Source organism: Streptomyces sp. L500, assembly GCF_054551825.1.
Genome location: NZ_JBTOLC010000012.1, coordinates 26,995 through 39,073 on the forward strand (window position 1 = coordinate 26,995; position 12,079 = coordinate 39,073).

The 12,079-nt window shown below is 71.2% G+C and carries 9 protein-coding genes; 5 read left to right on the forward strand and 4 right to left on the reverse strand.

From position 1 onward, the window contains the following. Positions 1–162 precede the first annotated feature (162 nt). Positions 163–567 (reverse strand): VOC family protein, encoded by a 405-nt coding sequence (locus ACX9I7_RS14075; RefSeq protein WP_459387522.1) that lies wholly within the window; start codon positions 565–567, stop codon positions 163–165. 113 nt (positions 568–680) lie between these two features. Between ACX9I7_RS14075 and ACX9I7_RS14080 the strand changes: the two genes are divergently transcribed. After that, on the forward strand, positions 681–3,743 hold the full coding sequence (locus ACX9I7_RS14080; protein WP_459387523.1) for an endo-alpha-N-acetylgalactosaminidase family protein: 3,063 nt from the start codon (positions 681–683) through the stop codon (positions 3,741–3,743). 62 nt (positions 3,744–3,805) lie between these two features. On the opposite strand, the gene ACX9I7_RS14085 is transcribed toward ACX9I7_RS14080, so the two are convergent. After that, positions 3,806–5,605: a glycoside hydrolase family 35 protein gene (locus ACX9I7_RS14085; RefSeq protein WP_459387524.1), complete on the reverse strand. Its 1,800-nt coding sequence runs from the start codon at positions 5,603–5,605 to the stop codon at positions 3,806–3,808. A gap of 177 nt (positions 5,606–5,782) precedes the next feature. On the opposite strand from ACX9I7_RS14085, the gene ACX9I7_RS14090 reads away from it, so the two are divergent. Both ACX9I7_RS14090 and ACX9I7_RS14095 read left to right on the forward strand, forming a co-directional pair. Beyond that, a complete protein-coding gene (locus tag ACX9I7_RS14090) occupies positions 5,783–6,673 on the forward strand; it encodes a helix-turn-helix domain-containing protein (protein WP_358630289.1) in 891 nt (296 codons plus the stop codon). A 10-nt stretch (positions 6,674–6,683) separates the two neighbouring features. After that, positions 6,684–6,995 carry a chorismate mutase gene (locus tag ACX9I7_RS14095; RefSeq protein WP_126913669.1) on the forward strand — a complete coding sequence of 104 codons (312 nt, stop codon included), beginning with the start codon at positions 6,684–6,686 and terminating at the stop codon, positions 6,993–6,995. Positions 6,996–7,144: 149 nt separating this feature from the next. Here ACX9I7_RS14095 and ACX9I7_RS14100 read toward each other — a convergent pair whose 3' ends face one another. Beyond that, positions 7,145–7,699 (reverse strand): F0F1 ATP synthase subunit B, encoded by a 555-nt coding sequence (locus tag ACX9I7_RS14100; RefSeq protein WP_358630287.1) that lies wholly within the window; start codon positions 7,697–7,699, stop codon positions 7,145–7,147. 244 nt (positions 7,700–7,943) lie between these two features. Between ACX9I7_RS14100 and ACX9I7_RS14105 the strand changes: the two genes are divergently transcribed. Further along, complete coding sequence (locus ACX9I7_RS14105) at positions 7,944–9,383, forward strand: lysine N(6)-hydroxylase/L-ornithine N(5)-oxygenase family protein (protein WP_459387525.1); 1,440 nt, start codon at positions 7,944–7,946, stop codon at positions 9,381–9,383. Here the strand turns inward: ACX9I7_RS14105 and ACX9I7_RS14110 are convergent. Next, positions 9,339–11,150, reverse strand: coding sequence for a bifunctional metallophosphatase/5'-nucleotidase (locus ACX9I7_RS14110; RefSeq protein WP_459387526.1), 1,812 nt, complete (start codon positions 11,148–11,150; stop codon positions 9,339–9,341). The genes ACX9I7_RS14105 and ACX9I7_RS14110 overlap by 45 nt on opposite strands. A gap of 148 nt (positions 11,151–11,298) precedes the next feature. Here ACX9I7_RS14110 and ACX9I7_RS14115 point away from each other — a divergent pair, with 148 nt between their 5' ends. Next, on the forward strand, positions 11,299–11,988 hold the full coding sequence (locus ACX9I7_RS14115; protein WP_459387527.1) for an SIMPL domain-containing protein: 690 nt from the start codon (positions 11,299–11,301) through the stop codon (positions 11,986–11,988). Positions 11,989–12,079: the final 91 nt, after the last annotated feature.

Below are 12,079 nucleotides of genomic sequence, written 5' to 3' on the forward strand. Positions count from 1 at the left end.
TTAGTGGTGCGAAGTGCGGGAGAAGCTGGCACGGTCCGGACGGCCGGGAACGATGATCCCAGAAGTGGATCAAGCTCGGCTAGCCACCGGAAACAAGTGATATGGCGCATTCCTTATCCCCGGGACGACCCCGCTACGGCCTCGGGACGACTCCGGGACGTCTCAGGACGGCACCACCCCCTGCTGCCCGTAGCAGAGGCAGAAGGGATGCCCGGCCGGGTCGGCGAACACGACGAACCCGCGTTCCCGCCCGCCGCTGTCGTGCAGGAACGTCGCACCGAGCGCGAGAACCTCCCGCTGGGCGCGCTCCACATCCGCGCGGGTGTCGACGTCGAAGTCCAGGTGCATCTGCTGCGGATGCGCCGGATCCGGCCACCGGGGCGGGACGTATGCGCTCTCCACCCGCTGGAAGGCGATCCGCTGCCGCGTGGCCGGATCGGTCAGCCACACCCAGCCGGGGTCGCTGTCGTCGGTGTCCACCCGCCAGCCGAGCACGGCGGAGTAGAAGCGCGCCAGGGCGAGCGGATCGGGACAGTCGACGACGACACACTGCAATTTCGCGATCATGAAGCCATGATGCCGCGCCGCCCATGGAATGCCGCGTCGTCTTCCCGATAGTCCAAGACGACAACAGGCTTTGTCCATGGTCACCTTCGCCCCTGCCGTCACACAGTGACGGCGTGACCGTAGAAGCCACAGGACCCAGCCGTCGCGCCGTCGTCGTCACCGCCGCCGCCCTCGCGGGCGCCGGCGCGTTCCCGGCCCGCGCCACGGCACACGGCACCGAGGCCCTCCTGCGCTCCGAGACCCTGGACGTGCGCGTCGATACGGCCTTCCCCCGGATCGTCTCCTACACCGACCGCGCCACCGGCGCCGTCCTCCACGGCCAGGAGGACCCCGTCACCTCCCTGCTCGTCGACGAGACCGAGCACACCCCGCACGTCACCGCGTCCCTCACCGCCGACCGCGCCGCGTACACCCTCACCCTCCCCGCCGGTACCCGGATCGACGTCGAGATCCACGTCCACGGCTCCCGCGTCGACTGGCGCGTCACCCGGATCGCCGAGGCCCCCGGACTCCCCGTCGGCACCCTGCGAATCCCCGGCCTCGCCTTCCTCTCCGTCCGCAGCACCCAGCCCGGCGCGGAACTCCTCGCCGCCCGCCTCCAGCTGGACGCCGCCAAGAGCGGCGACACCCACATCCGCCCCACCCCCACCACACCGCCCGACGCCACGCCCACCGGCTGCGCCTACGCCGTCGTCGCCACCGGCGAACTCGGCGGCGGCATCGAGACGAACACCGTCCACGACCGGCCCGACGCCGCCACCGCCTGGGAGAACGGCCGCTTCCGCCGACAGGTCCTCGCCCGCGACGGCCGCACCGAGGCCCGGATCACCTGCGGCCAGTGGACCCACCGCGCCGCCGGCGCCCCCGGCCACGACACCGAGCCCCTGCCGTACGTCCACGTCGTCGTCACCCGCGACCGCAACGGCGACGGACGCGCCGACTGGCAGGACGCGGCCATCGCCACGCGCGACATCATGACCGACCCGCTCGGCGCCGACGAGCAGCACCTGCGCGTCGTCCCCCACATCCCCTTCAACTTCGCCAGCCAGGCCACCAACCCGTTCCTCGCCGTCCTCGACGACGTCAAACGGATCCACCTCGCCACCGACGGGCTGCGGCAGTTCACCCTCCTGAAGGGCTACCAGTCCGAGGGCCACGACTCCGCCCACCCCGACTACGGCGGCAACTACAACACCCGCGCCGGCGGTCTCACCGACCTCAACACCCTGCTGCGTGCGGGAAAGCGCTGGAACAGCGACTTCGCCGTCCACGTCAACACCACCGAGTCCTACCCGGTCGCCCACGCCTTCTCCGAGACGCTCGTCGACCGGAACGACCCCCAATGGGACTGGCTCGACCAGTCCTACCGCATCGACCCCCGCCGCGACCTGCTCTCCGGCGACATCGTCCGCCGCTTCCGCCGGCTGCGCGAGGAGACCGACCCGGCGCTCGACACCCTCTACATCGACGTCTTCCGCGAATCCGGCTGGACCTCCGACCGCCTCCAGCGCGAACTGCGCGCCCAGGGCTGGCGGATCACCACCGAATGGGGGCACGGACTCGAACGCTCCAGCCTCTGGTCCCACTGGGCCACCGAGACCGACTACGGACCCGACACCTCACGCGGCGTCAACTCCCGCCTCATCCGCTTCATCCGCCACCACCAGAAGGACGTCTTCGCCGATAAATGGCCCCTCCTGGGCACCGCCCGCCTCGGCACCTTCGCAGGCTGGCAGGGCAAGACCGACTGGACGGCCTTCCACCGCCTGATCTGGACCCACAACCTCCCCGCCAAATACCTCCAGGCACACCCGATCCGCACCTGGACCGACCACGAGATCACCTTCGCCGGCCCGGCCGGGACCTCCGTCTCGGACGCCGACGGCACCAGGACGATCACCACCGACGGACGCGTCGTCCTCCGCGGCGACACCTACCTCCTGCCCTGGGAACCCCGCCGCGCCACCGACCCCGGCAGGCTCTACCACTACAACCCGCACGGCGGCACCACCACCTGGACCCTGCCCCGCGCCTGGTCCCGGCTGCGCGCCGTCGCCCTCCACCGCCTCACCGACCGGGGCCGCGCCGACACCCTCCGGCTGCCCGTACGGGACGGCCGCGTCACCCTCCGGGCCGCCCCCGACCAGCCCTACGTCCTGACCCGCCCGGACGAACGCCCACCGCGCCGCGACCCCCGCTGGGGCGAGGGCACCCCGCTGCGCGACCCGTCCTTCACCTCCGGCACCCTCGACGCCTGGCGGGCCAGTGGACCCGCCCGCGTCGAGCGCAGCGCCCTCGGCGACTGGGAACTGGTGATCGACGCGGGGGAGGCGGCCACCGTCGGCCAGCGGCTCGCCCGGCTGCGGCCCGGTACCTACTCGGCGTCCGTCCAGGTCGAGGTCGGCGCGGTCGCGGGGGAGCGGCGCCGGGCCGCGCTGAGCGTCCGCACGGCCGACGGGATCACCGCGACGAACTGGACGGACACCTCCACGGCCGTCAACTTCGTGGCCGCCGACCGCAAACACGGCACCCGCTTCCAGCGGATGTTCACCTGGTTCACCGTGCCGGAGGGCGGCGGGCCCGTCACCCTCGCCCTGACCGTCGGCCCAGGGCGGGCGCGGGTGCGGTTCGACGCCGTCCGCGTCGTACCCGGCCGCAGGGCCACGACTGAGGGCGCCCTCGCCTTCGAGGACTTCGAGAACGTGCCCCAGGGCTGGGGCCCCTTCGTCAAGGGGGACGCCGGCGGGGCCACCGACCCGCGCACCCACATCGCCCAGCGGCACGCGCCCTACACCCAGCGCGGCTGGAACGGCAAGGCCGTCGACGACGTCATAGACGGCACGCAGTCGCTGAAGTCGCGCGGCGAGAACCCCGGGGTGGTCTACCGCACCGTCCCTCATACCGTGCGCTTCACGCCGGGGCGCCGTTACCGGGTGTCCTTCCGCTACGAGAACGAGCGGGCGGGCCAGTACGCATGGGTGACGGCCGTCGACGAACCGGGAGCGCGTGAACTGGTCCGTACGCCCCTGGCCGTCGCCGTGCGACCGGCCACGTTCTCATACGAGTTCACGGCACCGGAGACGGGTGAGGCGTGGGTGGGACTGCGGAAAGTGGGGGACAACGGGACTGCTGAGTTCTGCCTGGACCGCTTCATCGTGCAGTTAGTAGGGCAATAAACCACCACGGGGTTCCGTCCCGTTGGCCACCGTCATCGGCCGGTGACCAGCGGGACGGACGCTCAGCCCCCGTTGTGGCCGGGCACTCCGCCCAGCCGGACCTCCGGCTCGCCCGGCCCCTCCAGCTCCAGCACCAGCACCTCGTTCGCCCCCTCGCGCAACACCGGCCCCGGAACGTACAGCGGACGACGCGGGCCCCGGTCCCAGTAACGCCCCAGACAGAAACCGTTGACCCACACGAACCCCCGTACCCAGCCGGGCACCTCCAGCACCGCGTCCCCCGCACCCACCACCCACAACGTCCCCCCGTACAGCCCCGGCCCCCCACCCGGCCCCGCCCGCCACGGCACCCGCGCCGACGCCCCGGGCTCCTCCAGCGCCGCCAGCCGCAGCCCCCGCGCCCGGACCCCGTGCACATACTGCCGCTCGTGCAGCAGCCCGCCCGTGACGCCCTTGGCCTCCCCGAGCCGCGGCCCGTAATTGACCCGGCCCAGCGACTCCACCCACAGCTCCACCACGGCCGGCCCCGCGACCTCACCGATCGGCACCGGATCCCGGGCGCCCTCGACCACCGCCACCCGCGCCCCGTCCACGAGGACCGTCGCCAGATCGCGCAGCCCCAGCACCCACAACGGGGACGCCTTCCGGGGCCCCGGGACCTCGAAGCGGTACCGCACCAGCCCCCGGTCCACCCCCAGGTCCTCGAACACCGGCGGCAGGGCCGTCTCGCTCTCCGCGCCCCCCAGCGCGTCCACGACCCCGTCCAGCGGCGCCCACCGCTCCAGCCGCCCCACCACCGGAGCTCCCAGCACCGGCGGCGCCGGCGGCGGCTCCGGCACCGGCCCCGCCACCCCGCCCGGGACGGCCGCCCCCTCCCGGAAACCCGCCAGCACCTCACGGAACGCCCAGAACTTCGCCGTCGCCCGCCCGTACTCGTCCACCGGAGCGTCGTAGTCGTACGACGTCACCGTCGGCAGCAACGCGCCGAGATGATCCTCACCGGCCCGGTTCGCCCCCGCCCAGCCACCGAAACTCGTCCCGCCGTGCGCCATGTACAGATTCACCGACGCCCCGCACTCCAGGACCTCCCGCAGCGCCCCCGCCGCCTCCTCCGCCCCGCGCACGGCCTCCTCCGCGCCCCAGTGCGTGAACCAGCCGCACCAGAACTCCATGCACATCAACGGACCACCCGGCCGGAACCGCCGCAGCACCCCGAACGCCTCACGCGCCCCCGAACCGAAATTCACCGTCGCCAGAACGCCGGGCACCGAACCGCCCGACAGCATGTGCTCCTCCGGACCGTCCGACGTCACCAGCGGAACCGTCACCCCCAACGCCTTCCACCGTTGGACGAGCCACCGCAGATAAACCCGGTCGCTGCCGTACGACCCGTACTCGTTCTCCACCTGCAGCAGCACCACCGGACCGCCCCGGTCCACCTGCCGCCCCACCACCTGCTCCGCCACCAGGGCCAGCCAGCCGTCCACCGCCCGCAGGTACCCCTCGTCCCGCGTCCGCACCCGCGCCGCCGGCCCCCCGGTCACCCACGCCGGCAGCCCACCGTTCTCCCACTCCGCGCAGATGTACGGACCCGGCCGCACGATCGCGAACATCCCCGCCGCCGCCACCGCGTCCAGGAACCGCCCCAACGGCCCCATGTCCACCGGCCCACCCTCGACCGGAGCATGCCAATTCCAGGGGACGTACGTCTCCACGCACGTCAGCCCCATCGCCCGCAGCATCCCCAGCCGATGCGCCCACAGCCCCTCGTGCACCCGGAAGTAATGCAGCGCCCCCGACAACAGCCGCACCGGCCGCCCGTCGAGCTCGAAATCCCCGTCCCCCACCACGAACCGCGGCACGAGCCCCGCCTCCCCACACACCGCCCGGACAGCGCGAACGCCGACCATCCTCGCCCTCTGGCGGCGGCGAAGGCCATGGACAAAGATCAGCCCTGATTGGACACCCGGACACCGGACCCACACGGACTTCCGATGCCCGGGAAACCGACACCCGGCAGCCGCGGAGGGCGGACACGCGTGTACCACACCTGGATGCGCTACTTCACGCCCGGACCGGTCCACCACCGGCTCGGCCTCGTCTGCCTCGGCGTCGGCCTCCAGCACGGCGCCCTCCCCACCGTCGGCCCGCGCACCCTCGACCACCACGTCGCCGTCGTCATCAGCGCGGGCACCGGCTGGTACCGCACCCCCGACCACCGCCTGACCACCATCACCGCCCCCGCCCTCATCCAGCTCCTCCCCGGCGTCCCCCACCACTACGGCGCCGCCCCCGGACCCGGCTGGGACGAAAGCTTCGTCGACTTCACCGGCACCGCCGTCACCGCCTACACCGAACTCGGCTACATCGACCCCGACCGCCCCGTCCTCCCCCTCACCGACACCACCGCCGCCCGCGCCGCCGTCACCCGCATCGCCCGCGCCGCCCGCCGCGGCAACCCCCACCTCGAAGTCGAGACCTCCGCCGCCGTCCACGAACTCCTCGTCGCCCTGCGCCGCTCCCGCGCCGACACCACCGGCGACACCGACCCCCTCCTCCACGCCCTCGCCCGCGACGCCTTCCTCCCCCTGACCGTCGCCCAGCACGCCGCCCGCCACGGCATGACCCCCGCCGAACTGCGCACCGCCGTCCGCCGCGGCGCCGGATGCAGCCCCAAGGACTACCTCCTCGGCATCCGCCTCGGCCGCGCCAAGGAACTCCTCGCCGCCACCGAGCTCCCCGTCGCCGCCGTCGCCCGCCGCGTCGGCTACACCGACCCCGCCTACTTCAGCCGCCTCTTCACCCGAAGGGTGGGCACCGCCCCCGTCCGCTTCCGCGAACGCCAGGGCCGAGCCGTACCGGGCGGCTGGAGCAGCACCGTCCCCGATCCGGAGCACCCACCGGTCATCGGACCACGCCCGTCCGCATAGGGTCGTCACCGTGGAGAAGAACAACAACGTCATCGACGAGTCCGTACGCGCCGAGCTGAGCCGGCTGCGCGACAGCATCGACAACATCGACGCGGCGGTGATCCACATGCTCGCCGAACGGTTCAAGTGCACCCAGCAGGTCGGTCACCTCAAGGCCGAGCACAAGATGCCGCCCGCCGACCCCTCCCGCGAGGCCCGCCAGATCGCCCGGCTGCGCGAGCTCGCCGAGAACGCCAAGCTCGACCCGGCCTTCGCCGAGAAGTTCCTGAACTTCATCATCGCCGAGGTCATCCGCCACCACGAGACCATCGCCCGCGCCTGACCTGAGGGCCCCTCGGGCCCAGCCGGGCCCCCGGACGCGTGGGGCCCGCTCCCGGGGACGACAAAAGGCCGCCCCCGGAGACGACAAAAGGCTCCCGCGCCCCTCCAGGGGCACGGGAGCCTCAAGGCCTATGGCTGGCTCCGCCGTCGTCAGCCGCGCGCTTCGCCCGCCGCCGCGTCCGACGCCTTCGCCGTGCGCAGCTCGTCCAGGTAACGGTCGACGACGCCGCTCTGCCGGGCGTAGTCCGCCATCGGCTCGCCGACGATCCGGCCCGCCAGCTCCGTGGCCAGCGCGCCCACCTGCTCGCGCAGCTCGGCCTCGGCCACCGCGCGCTCGGCGTCGATCACCGCGTGACCGGCGGAGATGATCTCCTCGCGCTGACGCTGACCCTCGGCACGCAGCTCCGCGATGATCGCGTTGCCCTGCTCAAGGGACTCCTGGCGCAGCCGGGCGGCCTCGTGGCGGGCCTCCGCCAGCAGCTCCTGGTACTCGGCGTGGACCCGCGCCGCCTCGGCGCGCGTCTCCTCCGCCTCGTCCATCCGGCCGTCGGTGGCCTGCTCGCGCTCGACGAGGACCTTGTTGATCCGGGGAAGGATCGCCTTCGCCATCACGGCGAAGACGAGGAAGAACAGCACCAGGCCCAGAACGAGCGGGGCGAGGTCGGGCTTCAGGGGCCCTACGTCGAGAGCGAAAGTCATGGCCATGGTGTGCACATTACCTTGCGGCGCCGCCCCGCCCCGCCCCCGACCCCGCCGAACACCGCCCGAGGCCCCCCGCCCGGCCCCGGCCCCCACACCCCAACTCGCCCCCGCCACAAGGCCAGGGCACCCAATACCCACCATCGGGCGAAACCTCCCGCACCCCGGGTCACGGCACGTGTACAGCCGGTAGCTTGGCCGGTCGGTGCTGCCCGTGCCCGTTTGAACTCGTGGAAGGCCACTCGCCCCGATGACCACCCCCCAGACCCCCGCATCCGCCCCCGACCAACCCCTGGACCTCGTGGGCATCGGCATCGGCCCCTTCAACCTCTCCCTCGCCGCCCTCGCCCAGCCCCTCTCCGACCTCCGCGTCGCCTTCTACGACCAGAACCCCGCCTTCCACTGGCACCCCGGCCTGCTCATCGACGGCACCACCCTCCAGGTCCCCTACCTCGCCGACCTCGTCACCCTCGCCGACCCCACCAGCCCCTGGTCCTTCCTGAACTACCTCAGGACCCGAGAGCGCCTCTACCCCTTCTACTTCTCCGAGCGCCAGCACATCCACCGCGCCGAATACGACGCCTACTGCCGCTGGGTCAGCCAGAACCTCCCCGGCCTCCACTTCAACCACCACATCGACGCCGTCCGCTGGAACCCCGAACGCGTCCTCTTCGAGATCGACTACACCCAGCTCGACCCCGAAGGCGAAGCCGACGCCCTCGGCCGCGCCTACACCCGCAATCTCGTCCTCGGCGTCGGCACCGCCCCCTACATCCCCGAACCGCTGCGCCCCCTCGCCGAAGCCCCCAACGTCCCCGTCACCCACTCCGCCGACTACCTCGACCACCGCGACAAGATCCTCGACGCCGAACACATCACCGTGATCGGCTCCGGCCAGTCCGGCGCGGAGATCTTCCTCGACCTCCTCCGCAGCCGCCCCGTCGGCCGTGAACGCCTCCACTGGCTCGCCCGCACCCCGGCCTTCGCGCCCATGGAATACAGCAAGCTCGGCCTGGAGCACTTCACCCCCGACTACACCCACTACTTCCGTGCCCTGCCCGAGCCCGTCCGCGACCAGGTCCTGCCCCAGCAATGGCAGCTCCACCAGGGCATCGACCGCCACACCATCGCCGACATCCAGGACGAGCTCTACCGCCGCAGCCTCCACGGCGGCTGGCCCGACGCCGTCCTCACCCCCGGAGTCTTCGTCCGCACCGCCGGCCGCGTCGGCACCACCCGCGTCGAACTCCACCTCGAACACACCCAGCAGGGCAGCCGCTCCCGCCTCACCACCGACGCCGTCGTCCTCGCCACCGGCTACCGCGAACGCCGCGTCGACACCCTCCTCGCCGCCCTCGACCCCTACATCCGCCGCGACTCCAACGGCCGCGCCCGCGTCGACGAACACCACCGGCTCGTCCTCGACCCCTCCGTCAAGGGCGCCATCCACGTCCAGAACGCCGAAACCCACACCCACGGCGTCGGCGCCCCCGACCTCGGCCTCGCCGCCTGGCGCAGCGCCGTCATCCTCAACGCCCTCATCGGCCGCACGGCATACCCCCTGCCCCACCGCACGGCCTTCACCACCTTCGGCCTGGAGCCGCGGACCCAGCCACGGCCCCAGCACGCCGTCGGCGGCACCGGTTCAGAAAACCGGCACACCATCCCGCGTCAGCTTCCAGTCCACTGACGCGAACACCCCCACATCAATGGAGCCCTTGGCCTTCACCCAGCCGATGATCGTGTTACGGATCTCCTCGGAATTCGCCCACAGCTGCTTCGACCGCGCGACATGCGGGAAATTCCCACCACCGCTCGCCCGGTAGTTGTTCACCGCCAGCACGAACTCCGCCGCGTCGTCGAGGGGCTTCCCCCGGAACGACAGATTCACAATCCGCGAACCCGGCTCCTTCGCGATGTCGATCTCATAGGAGAGACCGCTCACCACGTCATAGTTGTAATCCGGAATCGACTCGGCGTTCGTCAGCTTCGCCGGGTCGACCGGAGCGCCGGGAGCCGTCCGCACGTAATAGCGCGCCGAGAACTCCAGATACGCCCGCAGCTGCGCACCGGTCAGCAGCCGGGCCTCCAGCGTGTTCTCGAACGGATACAGCCCCGCCACCTCGCGAATCGTCACCTTCCCCGCCGGCACCGACGCCGTCCGCGAGAAACACGACGCCTGCGACAGAACGGGGAGCGAGGCATGGGCGGTGCCCGCCAGAGCCGCCTTCACCGTCTCCGCCTGCACATGATTGATGAAATCGATGATCGGCGTGTCCTTGTACGCCGCCTCCGCCGCGCTCATCACCGCCGACGACGTACCGATCACCTGATTCACATACGCCACGACCTTCCGGTGCTCCTTCACCAGCAGACCGGTGATCCGGCGATCCTCCGCCACGGTATTGGAATTCAGCACCTTCGCCGAAACCGACTCCACCTGCCAGCGACCCCGCTCCCACACCAGACCGAAGTCGAACAACGTCAACCGCTGCCCCCACTTCAGCGGCTCCGAAAGCACCACCTGCTTACCGGACTCCTTGTTCGTCACCCGGTACTCGGGAATCTCCGTATGCGCGTGCCCCACCAGAATCGCGTCGATACCCGGCACCCGCTCCGCCACCAGCGCCGCGGCGTTCTCCACATACGGCAACTGATCACCGTACGACGACGTACCACTCGAACCCGAATGCGCCGCCACGATCACCACATCCGCACCCATGGACCGCAGCTTCGGCACCCACTTCGCCGCCTGCTCCTCCAGCCCCGGGAACACCATCTTCCCCTGCACATTCGCCTTGTCCCAGATCGCGATCCCCGGATTGGTCAGACCCAGAATCGCCACCCGCACATCACGACCGTGCGGAGTGCACACCCGCTTGATCACATACGGACGGAACGCCGGCCGCAGCGACTTGGCATCCAGCGCGTTCGCGGCCAGCAGCGGAAAATCACACTGCTCCTCGAACTTCCGTAGCGTCGGAATACCGTAATTGAACTCATGGTTGCCGACCGCCGCCGCGTCGTACCCGATCGCGTTCATCGCCCGCGCCATCGGATGCACCGGGCCGCCCGCACCCGTGATCGGATCCACCTTCGCGTAGTAGTACGACAGCTGGGTGCCCTGAATCGTGTCACCCGCGTCGATCAGCAGGGTGTTCCGCCGGCCCTTCTCGGCCCGCACCTGCCCCACCAGCGTCGAAATCTTGGCAAGACCGACGTCATTGTGCGCCTTGTCGTCGAACTCGGCATCCGTGAAGTAATCCCAGTTGAAGACATTGCCATGCAGGTCGGTCGTCCCCATCACGGTCAACGCGTACCGCTTCTTCCGGCGAGCACCCCCGTCCCCGGCGAGCCCCTCCGCCTCCGCCGGCACGGCCCCCACGGCCCCCGCCAACGCCACACCGGCGCCCGTCACGGCCGTACGCTCCAGGAAATTCCTACGGTTGAGCGGCATATGTTCTGTTCTCCCCATTCATATCCAGAACCAACGCGCGTAGATTCTGACCCACCCCCCACACCCACCAACACCCTCAACCCCCTGCGATCCCCATCACCACGCGCCATCCCTCCCCGTCCCCACCCCCGCCTGAGACGCTGACCCCATGACCGACCTCCCCTACGGAACCCCCGACGCCCCCCGCGTCGCCGTCCGAGGCGAAGCCCGCCTCGAAGTCGACCCCGAGATCGCCCGCATCGGCATCACCGTCACCGCCCGCGGCACCGACCGCCGCAACGCCCTCCAGGACCTCACCCGCCGCAACAACCAGGTCCTCGACCTCCTCAAGTCCTACGGCGACGGCGTCGAGAAGACCGAGACCGGAACCTTCAGCATCACCCCCCAGCTCACCGACAAGGGCCGCCACGAACGCGTCCGCGCCTACCACGGCCACGTCCGCATCACCGCCACCCTCGCCGACTTCACCGCCCTCGGCGAACTCGCCACCCGCCTCGCCGAACTCGACCTCACCAGCGTCGACGGCCCCTGGTGGAGCCTCCGCCCCGACTCGCCCGCCCACGGCGAAGCCCGCCGGCAAGCCGTCCGCGAAGCCGTCCAGCGCGCCCGCGAATACGCCGCCGCCCTCGGCGCCGAACTCGCCGCCGTCGTCGAGATCGCCGACATCGGCGCCGAGAACACCGTCCCGGCCATGCCCGTCGCCCCCGGCGGCATGATGCGCTCGGCCGGCTACGGCGGAGCGCCCACGCCGCCGCCCGCGCTCGACCTCGAACCCCAGCGCCAGACCGTCTACGCCAGCGTCAACGCCCGCTTTACGATGACCCGCCCGACGCTCTGAGGGGTGTACCGGTGACGCATGGGGGTGCTCATCAGAGCACCCCCATGCACGTTTCACAAGGTGTCAACAAGCTTTTACCGAAAGGTCGTTG

Excerpts from the sequence above, each read along its gene's own strand:
- ACX9I7_RS14100 (WP_358630287.1), bottom strand. The coding sequence starts at position 7,699 with ATGGCCATGACTTTCGCTCTCGACGTAGGGCCCCTGAAGCCCGACCTC.
- ACX9I7_RS14110 (WP_459387526.1), bottom strand. The coding sequence starts at position 11,150 with ATGCCGCTCAACCGTAGGAATTTCCTGGAGCGTACGGCCGTGACGGGC.
- ACX9I7_RS14115 (WP_459387527.1), top strand. The coding sequence starts at position 11,299 with ATGACCGACCTCCCCTACGGAACCCCCGACGCCCCCCGCGTCGCCGTC.
- ACX9I7_RS14105 (WP_459387525.1), top strand. The coding sequence starts at position 7,944 with ATGACCACCCCCCAGACCCCCGCATCCGCCCCCGACCAACCCCTGGAC.
- ACX9I7_RS14075 (WP_459387522.1), bottom strand. The coding sequence starts at position 567 with ATGATCGCGAAATTGCAGTGTGTCGTCGTCGACTGTCCCGATCCGCTC.